This window comes from Pseudomonas sp. H3_E04 (assembly GCF_054668915.1).
On sequence record NZ_CP162797.1, the window covers coordinates 4,757,314 to 4,779,152 of the forward strand.

Here is a 21,839-nt window from a genome sequence, read left to right on the forward strand (position 1 = left end):
CTCCTACAGGGGGCGAACACAGTTGACAGAAAAAAGGTGATATCAGTTTGGTTTTTCTGTCACCTGAGAATGGTAACCTTCGCCAGTTCGTCCGCCCGTCTGCGACTTAACGTCGCGCCTTCAAGGAGCTTCACCTGAAAAAACGGTCATGCCTGCGTGCATAAGGCCGAGGGTGAGCAGTGGCTGGCGAACCATACTAACAATTGGGGGATACACAATGAGCACGAGCATCACGGCGGACGGCCTCAAAGCCGACCAGCCTGCGTTCCTGTCCAAGGAACGCATCATCGCCAAGCCCGGTTTCAACCGCTGGCTGGTTCCACCGGCCGCTTTGGCCATTCACCTGTGCATCGGCATGGCCTACGGCTTCTCGGTGTTCTGGTTGCCGCTGTCCAAGGCACTGGGCGTTAGTGCACCAGTGGCTTGCGCGCCGGACATGAGCTTCATCGCACAGGTATTTTCGTCGAACTGCGACTGGCCGATCTCCATGCTCGGCTGGATCTACACGCTGTTCTTCATCTTCCTCGGCTGCTCGGCAGCGATCTGGGGTGGCTGGCTGGAACACGCCGGGCCTCGTAAAGCCGGCGTGGTCTCGGCCTTGTGCTGGTGCGGTGGTCTGCTGATTTCCGCGCTGGGTATCTATACCCACCAGATCTGGCTGATGTGGATCGGCTCGGGCGTGATCGGCGGTATCGGTCTGGGCCTGGGCTATATCTCACCGGTGTCGACCCTGATCAAGTGGTTCCCGGACAAGCGCGGCATGGCGACCGGCATGGCGATCATGGGCTTCGGTGGCGGCGCGATGGTCGGCGCACCATTGGCGACTGCGCTGATGAGCCACTTCGCTTCGCCAGAAGGCGTGGGCGTATGGCAGAGCTTCGTGGCCATGGCGGCCATTTACTTCGTGTTCATGATCGGTGGCGCACTGTCCTACCGCGTGCCGCCAACCGGCTGGAAACCTGAAGGCTGGACCGCGCCGGCGAAGAAAGCTTCGAATGCGATGATCACCAACCGTCACGTCCACGTGAACGTGGCGTGGAAAACTCCGCAGTTCCGTCTGGTCTGGCTGGTGCTGTGCCTGAACGTGTCGGCGGGTATCGGCATCCTCGGTATGGCTTCGCCACTGTTGCAGGAAGTGTTCGGCGGCAAGCTGCTGGGCGTTGATGTGCCGTTCGGTCAGCTCGACGCGGGCCAACTGGCCTCGATCGCGGCGATCGCGGCGGGCTTCACCGGTCTGCTGAGCCTGTTCAACATCGGTGGCCGTTTCTTCTGGGCATCGTTCTCGGACTACCTGGGCCGCAAGAACACTTACTTCGTGTTCTTCGCGCTGGGCTTTGCCCTGTACGCGCTGATTCCGAACATGGGCCATCTGGGCAACGTTGCCCTGTTCGTGGCGGCGTTCTGCATCATCCTGTCGATGTACGGCGGTGGTTTTGCCACGGTTCCGGCCTATCTGGCTGACCTGTTCGGTACGCAGATGGTTGGTGCGATCCACGGTCGTCTGCTGACTGCCTGGGCTGCCGCCGGTGTGCTCGGTCCGGTGCTGGTCAACTACCTGCGTGAGTATCAGTTGAGCATCGGCGTGGAACGCGCTGCCGCTTACGACATCACCCTGTACATCCTCGCCGGCCTGCTGGTGCTGGGTTTCCTGTGCAACCTGATGGTGCGCCCGGTGGCCGACAAGTACTTCATGACCGACGCCGAACTGGCTGCCGAACAGGCGCTGGGCCACGACAAGGGTGCTGATGCCAGCACCGTTCTGGATTGGAAAGCGGCGCCGGGCACCAAGCCTTTGGCGATCGCTGCCTGGCTGGTGGTGGGTATTCCATTGGCGTGGGGTGTGTGGGTGACCCTGCAGAAGACCGCGGTACTGTTTCACTAAGCATTGGTGCACCTGAGAGGTAGTGTCAGGTGCATTGGATTCAAGCCGAAAAGATCGCAGCCTTCGGCAGCTCCTACAGTCAGTGTTCGCATGCTGAGACTGTAGTCGCTGCCGGGGGCTGCGATCTTTTTGCTTGTATGGACATGTCTACCCGCGACAGCCGGGCGTTCTATCCGTCAGGCATCTCACCTCTCGTGTTTCTGTTTGCCTTCTGCGTGCCTATAATGGCTGCCTTTTTCGCCCAATGATTTTGCGGAGCTGGTGATGGCCGAACGTAAGGCGTCTGTCGAGCGCGACACTCTGGAAACCCAGATCAAAGCCTCGATCAACCTTGATGGCACCGGAAAGGCCCGATTTGATATCGGTGTACCTTTTCTTGAGCACATGCTGGATCAGATCGCCCGTCACGGGTTGATCGACCTGGATATCGAATGCAAGGGCGATCTGCATATCGACGACCACCATACGGTGGAAGACGTCGGTATCACCCTCGGCCAGGCCTTCGCCAAAGCCATCGGCGACAAAAAAGGCATCCGTCGCTACGGCCATGCCTACGTGCCGCTCGATGAGGCGCTGTCGCGCGTGGTGATCGATTTCTCCGGTCGTCCAGGCTTGCAGATGCACGTGCCGTACACCCGCGCCACCGTCGGCGGTTTCGACGTTGACCTGTTCCAGGAATTCTTCCAGGGCTTCGTCAACCACGCGCTGGTCAGCGTGCACATCGATAACCTGCGCGGCACCAACACTCACCACCAGATCGAAACCGTGTTCAAGGCTTTCGGCCGCGCGCTGCGCATGGCCGTCGAGCTGGACGAGCGCATGGCCGGGCAAATGCCATCGACCAAAGGCGTTCTGTAATGCAGACGGTTGCAGTTATCGACTACGGCATGGGCAATCTGCACTCGGTGGCCAAGGCTCTCGAGCACGTCGGCGCCGGCAAGGTGCTGATTACCAGCGACGCGAACGTGATTCGGGAGGCCGACCGCGTGGTATTCCCCGGCGTTGGCGCGATTCGCGATTGCATGGCGGAGATCCGTCGCCTCGGTTTCGACTCGCTGGTCCGTGAGGTCAGCCAGGATCGGCCGTTCCTCGGCATCTGCGTCGGCATGCAAGCCTTGCTCGATACCAGCGAAGAGAACGCCGGCGTCGACTGCATCGGCCTGTTTCCGGGCGCGGTGAAGTTCTTCGGCAAGGATCTGCACGAAGACGGCGAGCACCTGAAGGTCCCGCACATGGGCTGGAACGAGGTGAAGCAGAACATCAGTCACCCGTTGTGGCATGACATCCCGGATCTGGCGCGTTTCTACTTCGTGCACAGCTACTACATCGCCGCCGCCAATGCGCGTCAGGTGGTGGGCAGCGGTCATTACGGTGTCGATTTCGCCGCAGCGCTGGCCGATGGCTCGCGTTTCGCCGTGCAATTCCACCCGGAGAAAAGCCATACCCATGGCCTGCAACTGCTGCAGAACTTCGCTGCGTGGGACGGTCGCTGGTAAATGGCTGTCAAGAAGTCCAAGCCGCCTATTCTGACCCTCACTCCCGAGCAGGAGAGCGAGGCAAATCGCAAGATTCAGCGGTTCATGGAAGACCGTTTCGAACTGGATCTGGGTTCATTCGAAGCGGCGGAAATTCTTGAGCTGTTTACCCGCGAGATTGCTCCGCACTATTACAACAGGGCGATTTTCGATGTGCAGACCCACCTCAAGGAACGGTTTGAAAGCATCGAAAGCGACCTGTGGGCGCTCGAAAAAAATTAAGAGCAGCGGCAAGCGTCAAGCTGCAAGCTGCAAGAGATAGACGCGCGTGCGCGCTTGCAGCTTATGGCTTGCAGCTTGCCGCTCTTTTGACGAAGGAAAAAGCATGCTGATTATCCCCGCTATCGATCTCAAGGACGGTGCCTGCGTACGTCTGCGCCAGGGCCGCATGGAAGATTCCACGGTGTTCTCCGATGACCCGGTGAGCATGGCTGCCAAGTGGGTGGAGGGCGGTTGCCGTCGTCTGCATCTGGTCGACCTCAACGGCGCGTTCGAAGGCCAGCCGGTCAACGGCGAAGTGGTCACCGCGATCGCCAAGCGCTACCCGAGCCTGCCGATTCAGATCGGTGGCGGCATCCGTTCGCTGGAAACCATCGAGCATTACGTCAAGGCGGGCGTCAGCTACGTGATCATCGGCACCAAAGCGGTCAAGGATCCGGCGTTCGTCGCTGAGGCCTGCCGCGCATTCCCGGGCAAGATCATCGTCGGTCTGGATGCCAAAGACGGTTTCGTCGCCACCGATGGCTGGGCTGAAATCAGCACCGTACAGGTGATCGATCTGGCCAAGCAGTTCGAAGCCGACGGCGTGTCGTCGATCGTTTATACCGACATCGCCAAAGACGGCATGATGCAGGGCTGCAACGTGCCGTTCACCGCTGCTCTGGCCGCTGCGACGAAGATTCCGGTGATCGCTTCCGGCGGCATCCACAATCTGGGTGACATCAAGTCGCTGCTCGACGCCAAGGCACCGGGCATCATCGGCGCGATCACGGGCCGCGCGATCTATGAGGGCACTTTGGATGTTGCAGATGCTCAAGCTTTTTGTGATGGCTACGCGGCCAGCTCCAAGTTGTAAGCTGCAAGCTGCAAGTTAGAAACTCGACCGCGATCGGCTCTTTCCTGCAGCTAGTAGCTTGAAGCTTGCAACTCTTAATCGGAGATTAAGCCTTATGGCGTTAGCCAAGCGCATCATCCCTTGCCTGGACGTGGACAACGGCCGGGTGGTCAAGGGCGTGAAGTTCGAGAACATCCGCGACGCCGGTGACCCGGTGGAAATCGCCCGTCGCTACGACGAGCAGGGTGCCGACGAAATTACCTTTCTCGACATCACCGCTAGCGTCGATGGCCGCGATACCACGCTGCATACCGTCGAGCGCATGGCCAGTCAGGTGTTCATCCCGCTGACCGTCGGCGGTGGCGTGCGCACCGTGCAGGACATCCGCAACCTGCTCAATGCCGGCGCGGACAAGGTGTCGATCAATACCGCTGCCGTGTTCAATCCGGAGTTTGTCGGTGAAGCCGCGCAGCATTTCGGTTCGCAGTGCATCGTCGTCGCCATCGACGCCAAGAAGGTTTCCGGCCCCGGCGAAACGCCGCGCTGGGAAATCTTCACCCACGGCGGGCGCAAGCCGACCGGCCTCGATGCAGTCGAGTGGGCGAAGAAAATGGAAGGCCTCGGTGCCGGCGAAATCCTCCTGACCAGCATGGATCAGGACGGTATGAAAAGCGGCTTCGACCTCGGCGTGACCCGCGCCATCAGTGATGCGCTGGGCATTCCGGTGATCGCTTCCGGTGGCGTGGGCAATCTTCAGCATCTGGCCGATGGCATTCTCGAAGGCCATGCCAGCGCTGTGCTGGCGGCGAGTATTTTTCACTTCGGCGAATACACCGTGCAGGAAGCCAAGGCCTACATGTCGCATCGCGGCATCGTCATGCGCTAAAGCGTACAGGCCAGTGGACAGCATGGCGCGCCCAAGGCACTCTTGGGCACGCCATGGATTCCGGTAGCCAGACATGATCAAACGCCTGCTTGTTGTTCTCGCCAGCGCCTCATTGTTGTTGATCAGCAATGCTCGCGCCGAAAACGGTCCCGACACCGATCTGGTGCTGCTCACCGAAAACTTCCCGCCGTACAACATGGCGAAGAACGGCAAGAATTTCGCCCAGGGCGACAACATCAACGGTATTGCCACCGACATCGTCCGCGAGATGTTCCAGCGCGCCGGCCTCACGTACAGCCTGACCCTGCGTTTCCCTTGGGAGCGAGTCTACAAACTCGCCCTGGAAAATCCCGGTTACGGCGCCTTCGTCATGGCGCGCCTGCCCGATCGCGAAAGACTGTTCAAATGGGTCGGCCCGATCGGCCCGGACGACTGGATCCTGCTGGCCAAGGCGGACAGCAAGATCACCCTCGAAACCCTCAATGACGCGCGCAAGTACAAGATCGGTGCCTACAAGGGAGATGCGATTGCCGAGACACTGACCAAACAGGGGCTCAAGCCGGTGGTGGTGCTGCGCGATCAGGACAACGCAAAAAAACTGCTCAATGGCCAGATCGATCTGTGGGCCACCGGTGATCCTGCCGGCCGTTATCTGGCGCGGCAGGATGGCGTGACCGGCCTGAAGACCGTGCTGCGCTTCAACAGCGCCGAGTTGTACCTGGCGCTGAACAAGGACGTTTCCGATGACGTGGTCAACAAGCTTCAGACCGCGCTGGATCAGTTGCGCAAAGAAGGCGTGGTCGATGAAATCATGGCGCGCTATCTGTAGCGGTTGACTCGTCTGGCTCTGGCAGCGGGGCGCTGATGTCGTCATTGGTCAGAGACGCAAGCACAGTCTGATCTTCGACCGCCTCCGGCTCCGATGCGACGATGATTTCAGGCTCGCTTGGCGTGTACTGGCTGATGTGCAGGCTATTGCCATCGGTGTAGCTGAAGCCCTCCGTCACTGTGGTGCTGTCTGCGCGCACCAGGCGGTAGTCGCTCTGCACCAGATAGGCCGCCACGGAACGATTTTTGTCCACCACCGCAACCACTTCAATTGCCGCCGCATTGAGCCAGTCATTCGAATGCAGTTCGCATTGGGTGAAATCATGGCCCAGCCGTGCGGAAAACATCAGCGCGCTGTGCTGCCCGGCTTGCCATTGGGCGCCGAATTCGACGGAAGTCGTCTGGGTGAAAGTCCGCAAACCGGCATTGCGCTGAGCGCGAGGCGCAGTCCACCTGAATATCTGGCTGTCGTTGCCACTGTTGTGTGCGTGACCGACGAGCACATACCGATCCTTGCGCTCCAACAGGTAGAAGGGCGAGTGGCGCCACTGCTCGGTGACGGTGTAACGCGGATCCCTGACCGTGAACCAAGGGAGTATGGCCGTGTGAGTAGCATCGTCCGTAGGATCGACAGATGTCGGCGTTTCCCCGCACAGCACAGGTGGCGATGGGCGTGTGTACAGCTCCAGGCCAATCCGCAGACGCAAACAGTAGACAGGGAAGCTGGCCGGTCTGGAGTAGTCACTCAAGCTGAAAAAACTGCCTGATGCCAAGTAGACCTCACCAGATAAAGCTGCGGGAGGAACGGCACTCCAGCTACTCACGCGCTGCCGGGCTTTGCTGCCTTTGTCGTCCCAGATCAGCTCGCTGGAATTGGACGCGATCACCAGATCTGCGCGAACGCAGCGCACCGCGTTAAGCGACGGCTTTTCATGATCATTCGAGCACACCGATCCCAGCGCCACATAGCCTGCGGGAGGCAGGGGTCGCCAGATCGACAGATCTCTTTTCGAGCCTGAGCCGGAATCTTTCCAGACCAGCTCGTAATCATCGGGACGCCGCAGTGCTCTGCCTTTCGTGGGATCAGTGCTGGCAATGTCCGCTTCGCAAGCCACCGCCACCACGCGTTCGCCATTGATATTGCCCAAGCCCCTGGTGACGACATCGCCCAAGGGGAAATAACCGGGCAGCGCGTCGGGAGCGGGGGTCGGGCGCCAGAACGACGCCGGTTTGGCCGAAAGACCGTCGGTATCCCAGATGCGCAGAAACTCTGTTGTGAAATTGATCAACAGGTTATCGATTCGGATCGGTTCAGTTCGCCCTATGGGCGGGATGATCGGGGCATTGTTCGTCATGGGCACTCCTGATAGTTGAAAGCGGCTCGAAGGAGCCGCGACCTGTAGCAGGTCTCACTATCCGGAACGGGGTAGGGTGCGTGGTGGTAACTATGTATTGCACCGTGACCAGTTGTTACCGGTAAATGCCGTCCTTGCCATGCCCAGCCATCGCGCGATTACTGCGTACGCTGATCATCTGCCTGATATCGATCCAGTCGATGCCTTGCGCCTTCAGCCTGGGCAGCTCGCGCTCGAGCACCGCCAGGGTCTGCGGGTACGGATGGCCGATCATCACCGCTGAACCCTGTTTGTGCGCCAGGGCGATCGCGGTCTGCAACTGAGTGGCAATGGCTGCTTCGGTGCGTTCGTCATCGAGAAACACATCTCGGGAAACGCTGGCCAGGTCGATTTTCTGCGCCTGCTGCGCAGCGACCGTTTGAGCACTGGTGCGGCTGTCGACGAAGAACTTGTGCCGACGCTGCAACTCAGCCATCAACCACGCCATCGCCGCCGGCTGCGCGGTCATGCGGCTACCCATGTGATTGTTGATGCCGGCGGTGAACGGGACTTTCTCGAACGCGGCATTCAGGCGTTTCTGCAGCTCTTCGATTGGCAGTTCGGGGTGCCAGGCGTAAGGTCCGGTGGCCGGGTCCATGGGCATGTGCAGGATGACGATCTTGCCGGCGCGATGGGCTTCGCGGGCAAATTCGCTGGCGTGCGGGGTGTCGGGCATGATCGCTGCCGTGACCGGGCCAGGCAGGGCGAGCACGCGACGATCCCGGGGCAGGTTCTGCCCCAGGTCGTCGATGATCAATGTCAGGTAGGCTTTGTGCGGCGTGGAGCTGGCGGGCTCTGCTTGGGCAAAACCCGCCAGACAGCACAACAGAACGCAAAGTGAACGCAGCAACATCCTCAGCGGCCGGAAGTGATGCTCAGGCCTTTGAGCAGGCTCAGGGCCTGGGCCAACTGGTAATCGTCATCCTGTGGCATCGCTTTGGCCTTGCCGCCGGAACCACTCGGTTTGTCGGCGCCGCCGTTGCCGTTGCCCAAGTGACCTTGCAGATCGGCTTCCTTGAAGTATTCGCTGTCGGCTTCGTTGGTGATCTTGGCGCGGCGCACTTCGATGTCCGGCACGATGCCCTGAGCCTGGATCGAGCGGCCGTTCGGCGTGAAGTACAGGGCGGTGGTGATCTTCAGCGCGCGGTCGTTGTTCAGCGGCAGCACGGTCTGCACCGAGCCCTTGCCGAAACTGGTGGTGCCCATGACCACGGCGCGTTTCTGGTCCTGCAGAGCGCCGGCGACGATCTCCGAAGCCGAGGCACTGCCACCGTTGATCAGCACGACCATCGGCACCGCTTCGCTTTCGTCCTTGCCGGTAGCGGAGAAGCGCAACTCGGAATTGGCAATACGGCCCTTGGTGTAGACGATCAGACCTTTGGTGATGAAATGGTCGACCACTTCTACCGCCGATTGCAGCACGCCGCCCGGGTTGTTGCGCAGGTCGAGAATGATGCCGTTGAGCTTCTTGCCGTTGTCCTTGCGCAACTTGGCCAGAGCCTTGGAGACTTCCTCGCCGGTCTTGACCTGGAACTGGGTGATGCGGATATAGCCGTAGCCCGATTCCAGCAGTTGCGCCTTGACGCTTTTGACCTGAATCACTGCACGGGCCAGGGTCACGTCGAACGGCGTGCCGCCATCGCGAACCAGGGTCAGGGTGATTTTCTGGCCGATCTTGCCGCGCATCTTGTCGACGGCTTCGGTCATGGTCTGGCCGCGGGTTGGCTGACCGTTGATCTTGACGATGAAGTCACCGGCCTGAATGCCGGCCTTCGACGCTGGCGTGTCATCGATCGGCGAGACGACTTTGATGAAGCCGTCTTCGGCGCCGACTTCGATACCCAGGCCACCGAACTCGCCGCTGGTGCTTTCCTGCAGCTCGGTGAAATCTTCCGGGCCGAGGTAGGCCGAATGCGGATCGAGGTTGCTGAGCATGCCCTTGATCGCGTTTTCCAGCAGGGTCTTGTCGTCCACAGGTTCAACGTACGCGGCTTTGATCCGGTCCATGACCTCAGCGAAGGTGCGCAGCTCTTCCAGCGGCAACGGCGCCTTGGCGGTCGCGGCAGTGCCTGCCGGAGCGACGGTCGGGGCCGGTTGTGCGGCGAACGCCAGAGGCGCGCCGATCACCACAGCGATCGTCAGGGCCAGCGAGGTAAGGCGGGACAAATGCAGCATGTCGAACGAACTCCTGAATTAGATGGTGCGCTTATCCTTGCGCACGACACCATTGCGCCGGATCACTCGGGTGACCCTGCTGACGAATTGCGAAATACAGCGCTGGCGTGTCCTGACCGCCACTGTTACCGACAGTGGAAATCGACTCGCCCGCCTTGACCACATCACCCGCCGACTTGAGCAGCGTCTGGTTGTGGCCGTAAAGACTCAGAAAACCGTTGCCGTGATCAAGAATCACCAGCAAACCGGCACCGCGCAGCCAGTCGGCGAACACCACGCGCCCACCGTGTACGGCGTGCACCTGGCTGCCGGCGGAGGCGCTGATCATCACGCCATCCCACTTGGTGCGGGCGTCGTCGCCACGGCTTTCACCGAAGCGTGCGAGTAATCGACCATCAACCGGCCACGGAAGTTTTCCCCGGGTTGCAGCAAATGGCCCGCCAAACGTTTCGCCGCTGCTCGATACCAGCGCGCCGGGGCTTGATCTGGCGGGTTTTCGTGGGGCGTCGCTGCTGTCAGCCTGCGCCTCACGCAAACGCTTTTTTTCCGCTTCCTGCTGGGCGATCAGCGCTTTCTGCCGCGCTTCTTCTGCCTCACGAGCCTGTCGGGCCAGGGTTTCTTCGATGGTTTTAAGGACTTTAGACAGGTCTGCCTGATCCTGCTCGCGGGCGGCGAGTTTCTGGTCGCGGGCTTTCACGTCGTCATTGAGTCTGGCGAGAACCTGCTGGCGTTCCTTGCGGACCTTCTCGAGTGCTTCGCGCTGAGTGTCGAGGTCGCTTTTCTGTACCAGCAACTGCGCCTGCTGCAGACCGATGTCTTTTTCGACATTGGCCAGTTGGCGCAGGGTTTCGTTGAAGTTCTTCAACTGCTCCAGGCGTGCCTGGCTCAGGTAGTCGTAATAGGTGAGGGTACGGGCGAATTTCTCGGGATTCTGCTGGTTGAGCAGCAGCTTGAGGTATTCCTGGCGGCCGTTCTGGTAGGCCGCTCGGGCCTGAATGGCGATCAGTCGCTGCTGTTCAGTGCGCGCGCTCTGGAGTTTTTTTTCTCTGCATCGAGCCGCTGTAGCTCGGATTCGCTCTTCTGCAGTTCTTTCTGCAGGGCGTCGACCTGCTTCTGCAGCTTGCCCATCTCGGTTTCAGTGCCCTTGAGCTCTTTCTGCACGCCGGACTTTTCTTCCTGCAGCTTGCCCAGAAGCTTTTTCAGCTCGGCGATATCCTGACGCGTGGCCTCCAACTGCTGTTGGGTTTGCGCGCGCTCGTCGGCGAAGGCCGGCTGGAGCAGACAGGTCAGAGCAAGGGCGATCAGGACGCGAAGCATAGGGGCGGGCGGCACCAGGGTAAGGGACGGCCTAGTATGCCCGCCCGAGGCTGCAAAAAAAACGCCCAATTGGGGCTGTGTGATAACTGGCCTGAAAAACACCCCAAAACCAATGTGGGAGCGAGCCTGCTCGCGAAAGCAGTGTGTCAGGCGACATCGCTGTCGACTGATCCACCGTATTCGCGAGCAGGCTCGCTCCCACAAGGTTAGGTGTGGTTTACACCAGGATGGAGGTACCGGTCATCTCCGCCGGTTTTTCCAGACCCAGCAACATCAGCATGGTCGGTGCCACGTCAGCCAGTACACCGCCTTCGCGCACTTTCAGGTCGCGCTTGCCGACGTAGATGAACGGCACCGGCTCGGTGGTGTGCGCGGTGTGCGCCTGGCCGGTGGATTCGTCAGCCATTTGCTCGACGTTGCCGTGGTCAGCCGTGATCAGTGCTTCGCCGCCGACTTTTTCCAGCGCCTCGACGATGCGACCGACGCAGGTGTCCAGGCACTCGACCGCTTTGACCGCCGCATCGAACACACCGCTGTGGCCGACCATGTCGCCGTTGGCGTAGTTGACCACGATCACGTCGTAGCGCTGGTTTTCAATAGCGTCGACGATGCGGTCGGTGACTTCCGGGGCGCTCATTTCCGGCTGCAAGTCATAAGTAGCGACTTTCGGCGACGGGATCAGGATGCGCTCTTCGCCCGGGAACGGTTCTTCGCGGCCGCCGGAAAAGAAGAAGGTCACGTGGGCGTATTTTTCGGTTTCAGCGATGCGCAGTTGAGTCTTGCCGTTTTTCGCCAGGTAATCACCGAGAACGTTTTCCAGGCTGCCGGCGGCGAAGGCCGACGGTGCCGGAATGCTTGCGGCGTACTGGGTCAGCATGACGAAACCGGCCAGTTGCGGCTGGCGGGCACGCTCGAATTCCTTGAAATCGTCTTCGACGAACACCCGGGTCAGCTCGCGGGCGCGGTCGGCACGGAAGTTCATGAACACCACGGCGTCGCCGTCTTCGACCTTCACCGGCTCACCGATGGAGGTGGCTTTGACGAACTCGTCGCTTTCGCCACGGGCATAGGCGGCTTCGAGGCCTTCCTGAGCGGTGGCGGCGTTGAATTCGCCGTTGCCGTCGACGATCAGGTTGTAGGCCTGGGCGACGCGATCCCAGCGGTTGTCACGGTCCATGGCGAAATAACGGCCGATGATGCTGGCGATCCGGCCTTTGCCCAAGGCCTGGAAAGTCGCGTCGAGCAGTTCGATCGACGAAGCAGCGCTTTTCGGCGGCGTGTCGCGGCCATCGAGGAAGGCGTGCAGATAGATTTTTTCGGCGCCGCGCTTGAAGGCCAGTTCAGCCATGGCGATCAGGTGATCCTGGTGGCTGTGCACGCCGCCATCGGACAGCAGGCCCATAAAGTGCACGGCTTTGCCGGCGGCCACGGCTTTATCCACAGCGGCGCAGATGGTCGGGTTTTCGAAGAATTCGCCGTCGCGGATCGCTTTGGTCACACGGGTGAAGTCCTGATACACCACGCGCCCGGCGCCGAGGTTCATATGGCCGACTTCGGAGTTGCCCATCTGGCCGTCCGGCAGGCCGACGTCCATGCCGCTGCCCGAAATCAAGCCGTTCGGCACGGTAGCCCACAGACGATCCAGCACAGGTTTCTTCGCCGCGAACACGGCATTGGATTCGGGGCTGTCGCTGTGACCGAAGCCGTCGAGAATCATCAGGACCAAAGGTTTGGGCGTAGTCGTCATGGAATCCACTCGTGGCTGATAAAGAAGAGGGCGATGGAAAACGGAGTTGGAGTTTAAAGCGAAGTTCCGACCGCGTCACCGCCGGACGGGGTTTGGCCGACCATAGTGGCTGTGTATACTGGCCGACATTTTAACGCCCTGGAACCTCCTTCGATGGTTGCTCACCTGATTGAATTTGCCACTAACCACTACATTCTTGTCGGTATCTTCGTCGTACTGCTGGCTCTGTTGCTGGCGCACACGATGCAGGGCGGCGGCAAGAGCCTGAGCACCGGCGAGCTGACCGCACTGGTCAATAAAGATGCAGGCGTGGTGGTGGACATCCGTCCGGCCAAGGATTATGCCGCAGGCCACATCGTCGGCGCGGTGAACATCCCGCAAGACAAACTGGCTGCCCGCGTCGGCGAGCTGGAAAAGCACAAGGCCAAGACCATCATTCTGGTCGATGCCCTCGGTCAGACCGCCGGCACCCACGCCCGCGAACTGATGAAGTCCGGCTTCACCGCCGCCAAGCTGTCCGGCGGGATTTCCAGCTGGAAGGGCGACAACCTGCCGTTGGTGAAATGACATGAGCGAAGTCATCGTCTACTCCAGCGATTACTGCCCCTACTGCTCGCGCGCCAAGCATCTGCTCGCCAGCAAAGGCGTGGCCTTCGAAGAGATCAAGGTCGATGGCAAGCCGCAGTTGCGCGCCGAAATGACCAAGAAGGCCGGGCGTACGTCCGTGCCGCAGATCTGGATCGGCAGCAAACACATCGGCGGTTGTGATGATTTATATGCCCTGGAGCGCGCCGGCAAACTCGACGCGCTGCTCAAGGGCTGAACGGCTGCACCCACGTACAGCACTCCCTAAAAGACCCAAGATCGATAAGGATCTGAGATGACTGACCAACAGAACACTGCAGCCAGCGAAGAAGAAACCGCACCGCAATTCTCCTTGCAGCGCATCTATGTACGCGACCTGTCCTTCGAAGCCCCGAAAAGCCCGGCGATCTTCCGCCAGCAGTGGGATCCGGCGGTCGGTCTGGATCTGAACACCCGTCAGAAAGCGCTGGAAGGCGATTTCTACGAAGTGGTGCTGACTCTTTCCGTTACCGTGAAAAACGGTGAAGAAGTGGCCTTCATCGCTGAAGTGCAACAGGCCGGTATCTTCCTGATCAAGAATCTGGACGCGGCTTCGATGAGCCACACCTTGGGTGCGTTCTGCCCGAACATCCTGTTCCCGTACGCTCGCGAAACCCTGGACAGCCTGGTCACCCGTGGCTCGTTCCCGGCGCTGATGCTGGCCCCGGTGAACTTCGACGCCCTGTACGCGCAAGAGCTGCAGCGCATGCAGGAAAGCGGCGAGACCCCGACCGTTCAGTAAGACGGTTCAGCAAGACCCCATGTGGGAGCGAGCCTGCTCGCGAAAGCGGTCTGTCAGACACATCAATGTTGACTGACACTCCGTAATCGCGAGCAGGCTCGCTCCCACATTTGCTTGCGGCGTTACTTGAAGTCGTTCTGCCGCCACGCTTCGTACACGGCGACCGCCACGGTGTTGGACAGATTCAGGCTGCGGCAGCCTTCGCGCATCGGCAGGCGCAGGCGCTGTTCGCCAGGCAGGGCGTCGAGCACGTCCGCTGGCAGGCCACGGCTTTCCGGGCCGAACAGAAACGCGTCGCCTGGCAAGAATGCGGCATCATGAAACGGTCGTGAGCCTTTGGTAGTGAAGGCGAATACGCGCGGGTTGCCCAGACTCTCAAGACAACTGGCCAGATCAGCATGACGCTGCAGCGTGGCATATTCGTGGTAATCGAGACCGGCGCGGCGCAAGCGCTTGTCGTCCATCTCGAAACCCAGCGGTTCGATCAAATGCAGGTGGCAGCCACTGTTGGCGCACAGCCTGATAACGTTGCCGGTGTTCGGCGGAATTTCTGGTTGAAAAAGGATGACGTGAAACATGCACGGCTCCGAAGGTAAAGATGAGCGGCATTCTACGCCGCCTGTGGACAACCGTTCGAAACTATTCCCTCGAGTCATCGGTTCGCTGGCCATCGTCGGCTTGATGATCGGCTTGATGATCGGTCGCCTGACCACGCCGGAGCCGAGCGTGCTGGAGCGGGTCGAGGTTACCGACGGCGGTTTGGTGGTGTGGTTCAACAATGAGCCGAAACTGCACGGCGAGATCATCGACGGCACCATCGCATTGCTGTTTCAGGCGCAAGGTCGGCCGCAAAAGGGCCAGCTCAAGCTCGACGGCAGGGATGTGAACTGGCGCACGCGCAAGAGTGACGGCGGGTTGTTGCTGACGGTGCTGGCGGCGCGGCCGTTGGGCGGTGACTGGATCGGCAGCGAGGTCGATGACCGCTGGCGGCTGGAAGTTCGGTTACGAGAGCAATGAGCTGAAACTCATCGTTACCTCTGACGTTTTTTAACGGCATTTCCCACCGCTGCCGTTGACCTTTCCGGCCCCCAGCCACCGCCAGCGCGCTATCGTCCGCTTTCACGTTCAAAGGGCAGGATGATAGTTTCGAAGGGCCCTGGAGTACGATGCTGAACGGTGTCCGGACGCTGAGTCGCACGCCTGGATTTCATGTTGAGCGGCCGCTTTTACAGCGTCGAGTCTGGCGGGTTCTGGAAAATTTCAGTCAGGCGGATGCGGTGGAGCGAGCGTGGCTGAGCACAATCGTCGAATTTGAACCAAGTCCTGGGAACATGCTGGATTGGCTGGTAGCGGACATTCGAAAATATGACGGGGGGCGGCAGAACTCGCCGTTACATCACCGGCCCAAGCGCCCCCGGCTTGAGTAATTCGTTGGGGCGCAGTGGCGGTGTAAAAGCGGGAATCCCTGACCTGCCTGTATCAGGGTTCCCAAAAGCCTGGACTTCGCGTTCGGCGTCAGTCCGGTGTAAAGAGGGAACCCCCGGCCTGCCTGTACCAAGGATCCCAAAAGGGTGGGCTCATCCGTTGCGGTCTGAGCCCGATGTAAAGAGGGGAATCCCCGGCCTGCCTGTACCAAGGTCCCCGAAACGGGTGGTGAAACGAATCACCTGAGATAGGTATTGCAGGGGGCGTGCCAGTTTTTAATGTGCTGAAACAAAAAACGCTTCGAAAACGCGAAAGCCCCGGAATTCGGGGCTTTCAGTTATTCGAAGCGGGATTTTTCAGCACGTTGAAACAGGGCGATGGGATTCGGGGTCTGCGCGATCCCGGGTCATCGTGCATTGATGCGGTGCATGCTGGCCCAAAAAGCTTCGACGAATGGGTTCAGCGCAGAACGGCAGACCTAACACTCTTCCCCCTCATCATCATCCCCACCATCAACCTTCATCCCCAACTCCTTGATCTTGCGCGTCAGGGTATTACGCCCCCAGCCGAGCAAAACGGCGGCATCACGACGGCGCCCGGCGGTGTGCTTCAACGCCGTCTCGATCATGATTCGCTCGAACGCAGGCACCGCGCTGTCGAGCAGGCTCGACTGGCCACGGGCCAAGGCCTGATCGGCCCACTGGCGCAGGGCCTGTTCCCAGTTGGTTACCGGCGCCGAATCCTGCGGCAGGTTGAGCAGCTCTGGCGGCAAATCGCTGATGTGCACTTCACGGCCGGAGGCCATCACGGTGATCCAGCGGCAGGTGTTTTCCAGCTGACGCACGTTGCCCGGCCACGGCAGGTTTTTCAGGTATTCCTCGGTTTCGCTTTTCAGCAGTTTGGGCTCGACCGCCAGTTCCTGTGCGGCGCGGCTGAGGAAGTGCCGGGCCAGGGTCGGGATGTCTTCGCGACGATCCGACAGGCGTGGAATGTGGATGCGGATCACGTTGAGACGGTGGAACAAGTCCTCGCGGAATTTACCGGCGTGGACCAGTGTTTCGAGATTCTGGTGGGTGGCGGCGATGATGCGCACATCCACTTTGACCGGTACATGACCGCCGACGCGATAGAACTCGCCATCGGCCAGCACGCGCAACAGACGCGTCTGGGTGTCCGCCGGCATGTCGCCGATTTCATCGAGAAACAAGGTTCCGCCGTCGGCCTGTTCGAAGCGCCCGCGTCGCAGGTTTGCGGCGCCGGTGAATGCGCCTTTCTCGTGGCCGAACAGTTCCGATTCCATCAGGTCCTTGGGAATCGCCGCCATGTTCAGCGCAATGAACGGCGAAGCCGCGCGTGGGCTGTGGCGGTGCAGGGCGTGGGCGACCAGTTCTTTACCGGTACCGGATTCGCCGTTGATCAGCACGGTGATGTTGGAGTGGCTCAGGCGCCCGATGGCACGAAACACTTCCTGCATCGCCGGCGCTTCGCCGATGATTTCCGGGGTGCGGGTCAAGGCTGGCACAACTTCCAGGCCTTGCTGTTCCTGCGCATGTTGATTGGCGCGTTTGACCAGCGAAACGGCTTCGTCGACATCGAACGGTTTGGGCAGGTACTCGAAAGCACCGCCCTGATACGAGGCGACAGCGCTGTCCAGATCGGAGTGGGCGGTCATGATGATGACCGGCAGCCGGGGATGCTGTTCGCGAATCCGCGCCAGCAGATCCAGGCCACTGGCGCCCGGCATGCGGATATCGGAAATGATCACGTCCGGCTGCTGCCGGGCCAGACGACTCATCACGCCATCGGCGCTGTCGAAGCTCTGGGTGGTCATGCCTTCCTGCTGCAAGGCCTTTTCCAGGACCCAACGGATAGAACGGTCGTCATCGACGATCCACACGGTTTCACTACGGCTCATGTCGATGTGGCTCCTTGTTCCAGTGGCAGGAAGATCGAGAAGGTGGTGTGGCCTGGATGGCTCTCACACTCGATCAGGCCCTGGTGCTGACTGATGATGTTCTGGGTAATGGCCAGGCCCAGCCCGGTACCGTCGGGGCGGCCGCTGACCATCGGAAAGAAAATGGTTTCCTGCAGTTCCGCCGGGATGCCCGGGCCGTTGTCGATGATCTCGATTTTGGTCACCAGACGATGGCGGATGTGGCCGATGGTGAACTGGCGCATGGCGCGGGTGCGCAGGCTGATACGGCCCAGACGCAGCTCGTTCTGGCTGCTGATCGCCTGCATCGCGTTACGCACGATGTTCAGCACCGCCTGAATCATTTGTTCGCGGTCGATCAATACGTCGGGAATGCTCGGATCGTAATCGCGCACCAGAGTGATGCAGCCCTGGCTTTCGGCTTCGACCAGATGGCAGACGCGTTCAAGCACTTCGTGGACGTTGCACATGGCCAGCGACGGCAGTTTGTTCGAGCCGAGCATACGATCGACCAGATTGCGCAGGCGGTCAGCTTCTTCGATGATCACATTGGTGTAATCGCGCAGGCTTTCTTCCGGCAGCTCGCGGGCCAGCAACTGCGCGGCACCACGGATGCCGCCGAGGGGATTCTTGATTTCGTGGGCGAGGCCGCGCACCAGCATCTTGCTGGTTTCCTGTTTGGACAGCTGCGCCTCTTCCTTGGTGATCCGCAGCAGGCGGTCACGCGGGTGGACTTCGAGCAGTAGCAAGGTCGCGCCGTTGCTCAGAATCGGTGTGACCGCGTAATCCACAGTCAGGGTCTGGCCGGTGAGGGCGGTGAGCATTGCTTCGCGTTTGGTGAACGGGTGCGCCTGCTCAACCGCCTGGCGCAAAGAATTGAGCGCCTCGGGAGACTCGGTAAACAGCTCACTGATGAACTGGCCGTGACTGCGCTGACCGCTGACAGCCAACAGCATCTCCGCCGCCGGGTTCATGTACTCCAGGCGCAGTTCGGCGTCGAGCAGGATGGTCGCCGTGGTCAGGTTGTCGAGCAGCAAACGGTGAATAGCGTCGCTTATGGTCATCTGGACCCCTTTTGGAGCAAGGCGTGCGCGAGAACAAAGCGCTGATGTCGAGAAAATGCAAAAACCAAACCAAGGCTCCGAAAAGAAGCGTTTAAACCCTGAAACAGGCGTTTGACGCGCGTTTGTATGGCACGAAGCCAGCTCAAACGGGAAGTTTCGAACCAAAATGGGTTGGGTTGCGGGCGGGTTGCAGTTTAGTGCACCAATAGAGTGCGAGCGGTTGGCGGGCGTTAAAAGAAGCGCAGAAAGGGATTTTTCGGCTCTGCAGGTTTGTCCTTGCGCGGGCATTCCGCACGCACGCCGTAATCTTCGGCGACACAGGGTTTGACCTGACGCTTCTGCGCCAGGGAAATGCGCAGCATGTGGAACGGCTGGTTGGCAGTACGTTCCACGGTGCGCCCGGCGGCGTCGAGGATTTCGATGGAAAGGCTGTGGCTGCCGCGATCGATATTACTCAGGGCAAATACCGGACTGACGCCGGGCTCGCCCGTGGCCTTGCCATCCAGCAACAGGCGATAACGATGGCCGCTTTGCAGGCCGGGCTCGCTGGTAACGCTGACGATCAGCTCGCCGGCGCTGCTGCGCAAAGTGGCATCGGGCTCCGGGATCAGAATGCGCAGCATGTCGTAATGAAAGGGTGGTGGTTCGACGGATTTTTTCGCTGTGGTGATCGGCGCTGCGGTGTTGGCAGGGACAGCCATACGATTGCTTGTCGCGATCGGCACTCGCTTGGCATTGGCGCGTGGTTGGTCGGTGTAGACGCGGTTGCCCTGCGCGTCGATATAAGTGAAGACCTCAGCCGCGGCGGGCAGCGCCATCAGCGCCAGAATGAGTGCCAGCCCCGCGCGGATCATGGCGTGTGCACGCGTTGCACAGTGAAAACGGCGGGCTGGCTCTGCTGGATGACGGTCTGGCCGTCGATCACTTGCACGGCCAGGCGATGCTCGCCGCGATCGACGTTGATCAATTGCAGAACCGGCACGTTACTCGGTTGGCCATAGGGCTGATCGTCGAGCAGTAGCCTTAATTGATGCGGTGGTTGCAGGCGCGGTTTGATCAGAACATTGACCGTGAACGTGCCGTTGTTGGCGCGCAGGGCTTCGTCAGTGGGCAGACCGGCGAGCTCGAGGATGTCGTAAACGTTGCGCGGTGGTTGGGGTTGTTCTGCAGTGGGTGCTTGTGGCGCACTCGGTGCTTGCGGCTCGACCCGGTTGAGTGGTGGCAACTCGACCGGTTGCGCCTGCACGCCGTCCGGCGGCTGATTGCTGTACGCGGTGTTGCCGTTGGCGTCGGTGTACTTGTAGATCTGCGCGGCGGCGGGCAGGGCGATCAGCAGCAGAATGTAGAGAAACGTGCGACCCATGAAATCGACCGGGGTTGGAAGCGATGGGTAGCAGCATAGGACAGGTGGGGCGGTTGGCCCAACTGGCGAAGCATCCAGAGATTATTCAAACACCACAAATCCCCGGTGGGAGCGAGCCTGCTCGCGAAGGCGTCGTATCAGCCAACATCACCTTCAATGACCTACCGCCTTCGCGAACAGGCTCGCTCCCACATGAGAAATGCGTTGCGTCGGGCAATAAAAAAGGCCTTCCGAAGAAGGCCTCTCTCAGTCACGCCAATTGCGCAGCGCTACCGGATCAGCAGCTGTAGTACAGCTCATATTCCAGTGGGTGTACGAAGGTGCGAACCTTGATTTCTTCTTCCGATTTCAGCGCGATGTAAGCGTCGATGAAGTCGTCGGAGAACACGCCGCCCTTGGTCAGGAACGCGCGGCCCTTGTCCAGCTCTTCCAGGGCTTCTTTCAGGCTGCCGCAAACCTGTGGGATCTCTTTCGCCTCTTCAGGCGGCAGGTCGTACAGGTTCTTGTCGGCGGCGTCGCCTGGGTGGATCTTGTTCTGGATACCGTCCAGACCGGCCATCAGCAGCGCTGCGAAAGCCAGGTACGGGTTGGCAGCCGGATCCGGGAAGCGTGCTTCGATACGGCGGGCTTTCGGGCTCGACACGTATGGAATACGGATCGAAGCGGAACGGTTGCGCGCCGAGTAGGCCAGCATTACCGGCGCTTCAAAGCCTGGCACCAGACGCTTGTAGGAGTTGGTCGCCGGGTTGGTGAAGCCGTTCAGGGCCTTACCGTGTTTGATGATGCCGCCGATGAAATACAGAGCGGTATCGGACAGGCCGGCATAGCCTTCACCTGCGAAGGTGTTCTTGCCGTCTTTCCAGATCGACATGTGCACGTGCATGCCCGAACCGTTGTCGCCGTACAGTGGCTTCGGCATGAAGGTCGCGGTGCGGCCGTAAGCGTCGGCAACGTTGTGCACAACGTACTTCAGGGTCTGAACTTCGTCAGCTTTCTTCACCAGGGTGTTGAACTTGACGCCGATTTCGTTCTGGCCGGCAGTTGCCACTTCGTGGTGGTGGACTTCAACCGACTGACCCATTTCTTCCAGTGCGTTGCACATGGCGGTACGGATTTCGTGGTCGTGGTCGAACGGTGGAACCGGGAAGTAGCCGCCTTTCACGCCTGGACGGTGACCCTTGTTGCCGCCTTCGATGTCCTGGTCGGACATCCACGAACCTTGCTCGGAGTAGATCTTGAACATCGAGCCGGAGATGTCCGACTTGAATTTCACCGAGTCAAAGATGAAGAACTCAGGCTCTGGGCCTGCGAATACGGTGTCACCGATACCGGTGGCTTTCAGGTGCTCTTCGGCGCGCTTGGCGATCGCACGTGGGTCGCGATCGTAGCCTTGCATGCTCGAAGGCTCGATGATGTCGCAGACCAGAATCAGAGTTGGGTCTTCGGTGAACGGATCGAGTACGGCAGTTTCGTCGACCGGCATCAGGATCATGTCGGAGGCTTCGATGCCTTTCCAGCCGGAGATGGAGGAACCGTCGAACATCTTGCCGACTTCGAAGAAGTCGTCATCCAGCGCATCGCGAGCCGGCATGGTCACGTGGTGCTGAGTGCCTTTGGTGTCCGTGAAGCGCAGATCAATCCACTTGACGTCATGATCTTTGATGAGTTGAACCGACTTCGACATAGTGTCCTCCGGGTGAATTAGGGCGGGTAGTGGATGCCCTTAATAATGGTGATGCCGGCGCGAATACTCTGCCAAGGCAACCTGCCTCACAAGGGAGCAAATTGCATGCCAGTGCCCCAGCATGGGTTTTTTGCCCCAAATTCACGCTTATTAAGGTGCGCGAGCTTATGAATCGACAAATCCCGC

Annotated in this window: 21 protein-coding genes and 1 pseudogene; 11 read left to right on the forward strand and 11 right to left on the reverse strand. The window is 60.1% G+C overall.

Annotated elements, in window-relative coordinates; all coding sequences use genetic code 11:
* Positions 1-217: 217 nt before the first annotated feature.
* The 7 genes from AB4N53_RS21495 to AB4N53_RS21525 all read left to right on the forward strand — a co-directional run bounded on the left by AB4N53_RS21495 (position 218) and on the right by AB4N53_RS21525 (position 6,186).
* The gene (locus AB4N53_RS21495) at positions 218-1,882 is read left to right on the forward strand and encodes an OFA family MFS transporter (protein WP_460123035.1); all 1,665 of its coding nucleotides are present in this window, start codon (positions 218-220) and stop codon (positions 1,880-1,882) included.
* Between the two features lie 264 nt (positions 1,883-2,146).
* Entirely contained in the window at positions 2,147-2,740 is a 594-nt protein-coding gene (hisB, locus tag AB4N53_RS21500; RefSeq protein WP_016772125.1) for an imidazoleglycerol-phosphate dehydratase HisB, read from the forward strand.
* Positions 2,740-3,378, forward strand: coding sequence for an imidazole glycerol phosphate synthase subunit HisH (gene hisH / locus AB4N53_RS21505; RefSeq protein ID WP_016772124.1), 639 nt, complete (start codon positions 2,740-2,742; stop codon positions 3,376-3,378). The genes hisB and hisH overlap by 1 nt, the downstream gene beginning before the upstream one ends.
* Positions 3,379-3,639: a DUF2164 domain-containing protein gene (locus tag AB4N53_RS21510; RefSeq protein ID WP_011332018.1), complete on the forward strand. Its 261-nt coding sequence runs from the start codon at positions 3,379-3,381 to the stop codon at positions 3,637-3,639.
* Between the two features lie 103 nt (positions 3,640-3,742).
* Complete coding sequence (gene hisA / locus AB4N53_RS21515; RefSeq protein WP_460123041.1) at positions 3,743-4,492, forward strand: 1-(5-phosphoribosyl)-5-[(5-phosphoribosylamino)methylideneamino]imidazole-4-carboxamide isomerase; 750 nt, start codon at positions 3,743-3,745, stop codon at positions 4,490-4,492.
* Between the two features lie 94 nt (positions 4,493-4,586).
* Positions 4,587-5,357, forward strand: coding sequence for an imidazole glycerol phosphate synthase subunit HisF (gene hisF / locus AB4N53_RS21520; protein ID WP_460123044.1), 771 nt, complete (start codon positions 4,587-4,589; stop codon positions 5,355-5,357).
* A gap of 73 nt (positions 5,358-5,430) precedes the next feature.
* On the forward strand, positions 5,431-6,186 hold the full coding sequence (locus AB4N53_RS21525; protein WP_460123048.1) for a substrate-binding periplasmic protein: 756 nt from the start codon (positions 5,431-5,433) through the stop codon (positions 6,184-6,186).
* Here AB4N53_RS21525 and AB4N53_RS21530 read toward each other — a convergent pair.
* The 5 genes and pseudogenes from AB4N53_RS21530 to gpmI all read right to left on the reverse strand — a co-directional run bounded on the left by AB4N53_RS21530 (position 6,167) and on the right by gpmI (position 12,818).
* Entirely contained in the window at positions 6,167-7,540 is a 1,374-nt protein-coding gene (locus AB4N53_RS21530) for a Vps62-related protein (RefSeq protein WP_460123052.1), read from the reverse strand. The two genes, AB4N53_RS21525 and AB4N53_RS21530, sit on opposite strands and share 20 nt — an antisense overlap.
* Before the next feature lie 115 nt (positions 7,541-7,655).
* On the reverse strand, positions 7,656-8,432 hold the full coding sequence (locus tag AB4N53_RS21535; protein WP_460123055.1) for a divergent polysaccharide deacetylase family protein: 777 nt from the start codon (positions 8,430-8,432) through the stop codon (positions 7,656-7,658).
* 2 nt (positions 8,433-8,434) lie between these two features.
* Complete coding sequence (locus AB4N53_RS21540) at positions 8,435-9,754, reverse strand: S41 family peptidase (protein WP_460123058.1); 1,320 nt, start codon at positions 9,752-9,754, stop codon at positions 8,435-8,437.
* A gap of 31 nt (positions 9,755-9,785) precedes the next feature.
* Positions 9,786-11,071 (reverse strand): annotated as a pseudogene (locus tag AB4N53_RS21545) (murein hydrolase activator EnvC family protein).
* Positions 11,072-11,288: 217 nt separating this feature from the next.
* Positions 11,289-12,818 (reverse strand): 2,3-bisphosphoglycerate-independent phosphoglycerate mutase, encoded by a 1,530-nt coding sequence (gene gpmI, locus AB4N53_RS21550; RefSeq protein ID WP_460123061.1) that lies wholly within the window; start codon positions 12,816-12,818, stop codon positions 11,289-11,291.
* 153 nt (positions 12,819-12,971) lie between these two features.
* Here gpmI and AB4N53_RS21555 point away from each other — a divergent pair, with 153 nt between their 5' ends.
* The 3 genes from AB4N53_RS21555 to secB are packed head-to-tail and all read left to right on the forward strand — an operon-like array spanning position 12,972 to position 14,184.
* Positions 12,972-13,385: a rhodanese-like domain-containing protein gene (locus AB4N53_RS21555; RefSeq protein ID WP_016772116.1), complete on the forward strand. Its 414-nt coding sequence runs from the start codon at positions 12,972-12,974 to the stop codon at positions 13,383-13,385.
* A 1-nt stretch (position 13,386) separates the two neighbouring features.
* Entirely contained in the window at positions 13,387-13,641 is a 255-nt protein-coding gene (gene grxC, locus AB4N53_RS21560; protein WP_130911997.1) for a glutaredoxin 3, read from the forward strand.
* A 57-nt stretch (positions 13,642-13,698) separates the two neighbouring features.
* Entirely contained in the window at positions 13,699-14,184 is a 486-nt protein-coding gene (gene secB / locus AB4N53_RS21565; protein WP_016772114.1) for a protein-export chaperone SecB, read from the forward strand.
* Positions 14,185-14,306: 122 nt separating this feature from the next.
* Here the strand turns inward: secB and AB4N53_RS21570 are convergent, their stop codons facing one another.
* Positions 14,307-14,762: a tRNA (cytidine(34)-2'-O)-methyltransferase gene (locus AB4N53_RS21570; protein WP_460123065.1), complete on the reverse strand. Its 456-nt coding sequence runs from the start codon at positions 14,760-14,762 to the stop codon at positions 14,307-14,309.
* Here AB4N53_RS21570 and AB4N53_RS21575 point away from each other — a divergent pair.
* The gene (locus AB4N53_RS21575; protein ID WP_460123068.1) at positions 14,761-15,201 is read left to right on the forward strand and encodes a hypothetical protein; all 441 of its coding nucleotides are present in this window, start codon (positions 14,761-14,763) and stop codon (positions 15,199-15,201) included. The two genes, AB4N53_RS21570 and AB4N53_RS21575, sit on opposite strands and share 2 nt — an antisense overlap.
* An 886-nt stretch (positions 15,202-16,087) precedes the next feature.
* Here AB4N53_RS21575 and ntrC read toward each other — a convergent pair.
* The 5 genes from ntrC to glnA form a co-directional block, all read right to left on the reverse strand.
* A complete protein-coding gene (ntrC, locus tag AB4N53_RS21580; RefSeq protein WP_460123071.1) occupies positions 16,088-17,524 on the reverse strand; it encodes a nitrogen regulation protein NR(I) in 1,437 nt (478 codons plus the stop codon).
* Positions 17,521-18,606: a nitrogen regulation protein NR(II) gene (gene glnL, locus AB4N53_RS21585; protein WP_186552131.1), complete on the reverse strand. Its 1,086-nt coding sequence runs from the start codon at positions 18,604-18,606 to the stop codon at positions 17,521-17,523. The genes ntrC and glnL overlap by 4 nt, the downstream gene beginning before the upstream one ends.
* A 230-nt stretch (positions 18,607-18,836) precedes the next feature.
* A complete protein-coding gene (locus AB4N53_RS21590; RefSeq protein WP_460123074.1) occupies positions 18,837-19,460 on the reverse strand; it encodes a DUF4124 domain-containing protein in 624 nt (207 codons plus the stop codon).
* Positions 19,457-19,969, reverse strand: coding sequence for a DUF4124 domain-containing protein (locus AB4N53_RS21595; RefSeq protein ID WP_460123078.1), 513 nt, complete (start codon positions 19,967-19,969; stop codon positions 19,457-19,459). Before AB4N53_RS21595 ends, AB4N53_RS21590 begins: the two co-directional genes overlap by 4 nt.
* Positions 19,970-20,246: 277 nt before the next feature.
* Positions 20,247-21,653 (reverse strand): type I glutamate--ammonia ligase, encoded by a 1,407-nt coding sequence (glnA, locus tag AB4N53_RS21600; protein ID WP_016772104.1) that lies wholly within the window; start codon positions 21,651-21,653, stop codon positions 20,247-20,249.
* Positions 21,654-21,839: the final 186 nt, after the last annotated feature.

Coding starts and splice junctions, on each gene's coding strand:
- glnA (WP_016772104.1), bottom strand. CDS start 21,653: ATGTCGAAGTCGGTTCAACTCATCAAAGATCATGACGTCAAGTGGATT.
- secB (WP_016772114.1), top strand. CDS start 13,699: ATGACTGACCAACAGAACACTGCAGCCAGCGAAGAAGAAACCGCACCG.
- AB4N53_RS21535 (WP_460123055.1), bottom strand. CDS start 8,432: ATGTTGCTGCGTTCACTTTGCGTTCTGTTGTGCTGTCTGGCGGGTTTT.
- hisH (WP_016772124.1), top strand. CDS start 2,740: ATGCAGACGGTTGCAGTTATCGACTACGGCATGGGCAATCTGCACTCG.
- hisF (WP_460123044.1), top strand. CDS start 4,587: ATGGCGTTAGCCAAGCGCATCATCCCTTGCCTGGACGTGGACAACGGC.
- AB4N53_RS21595 (WP_460123078.1), bottom strand. CDS start 19,969: ATGGGTCGCACGTTTCTCTACATTCTGCTGCTGATCGCCCTGCCCGCC.
- AB4N53_RS21525 (WP_460123048.1), top strand. CDS start 5,431: ATGATCAAACGCCTGCTTGTTGTTCTCGCCAGCGCCTCATTGTTGTTG.
- grxC (WP_130911997.1), top strand. CDS start 13,387: ATGAGCGAAGTCATCGTCTACTCCAGCGATTACTGCCCCTACTGCTCG.
- AB4N53_RS21555 (WP_016772116.1), top strand. CDS start 12,972: ATGGTTGCTCACCTGATTGAATTTGCCACTAACCACTACATTCTTGTC.
- AB4N53_RS21540 (WP_460123058.1), bottom strand. CDS start 9,754: ATGCTGCATTTGTCCCGCCTTACCTCGCTGGCCCTGACGATCGCTGTG.
- gpmI (WP_460123061.1), bottom strand. CDS start 12,818: ATGACGACTACGCCCAAACCTTTGGTCCTGATGATTCTCGACGGCTTC.
- glnL (WP_186552131.1), bottom strand. CDS start 18,606: ATGACCATAAGCGACGCTATTCACCGTTTGCTGCTCGACAACCTGACC.
- ntrC (WP_460123071.1), bottom strand. CDS start 17,524: ATGAGCCGTAGTGAAACCGTGTGGATCGTCGATGACGACCGTTCTATC.
- AB4N53_RS21590 (WP_460123074.1), bottom strand. CDS start 19,460: ATGATCCGCGCGGGGCTGGCACTCATTCTGGCGCTGATGGCGCTGCCC.
- hisA (WP_460123041.1), top strand. CDS start 3,743: ATGCTGATTATCCCCGCTATCGATCTCAAGGACGGTGCCTGCGTACGT.
- AB4N53_RS21530 (WP_460123052.1), bottom strand. CDS start 7,540: ATGACGAACAATGCCCCGATCATCCCGCCCATAGGGCGAACTGAACCG.
- AB4N53_RS21575 (WP_460123068.1), top strand. CDS start 14,761: ATGCACGGCTCCGAAGGTAAAGATGAGCGGCATTCTACGCCGCCTGTG.
- AB4N53_RS21495 (WP_460123035.1), top strand. CDS start 218: ATGAGCACGAGCATCACGGCGGACGGCCTCAAAGCCGACCAGCCTGCG.
- AB4N53_RS21510 (WP_011332018.1), top strand. CDS start 3,379: ATGGCTGTCAAGAAGTCCAAGCCGCCTATTCTGACCCTCACTCCCGAG.
- hisB (WP_016772125.1), top strand. CDS start 2,147: ATGGCCGAACGTAAGGCGTCTGTCGAGCGCGACACTCTGGAAACCCAG.
- AB4N53_RS21570 (WP_460123065.1), bottom strand. CDS start 14,762: ATGTTTCACGTCATCCTTTTTCAACCAGAAATTCCGCCGAACACCGGC.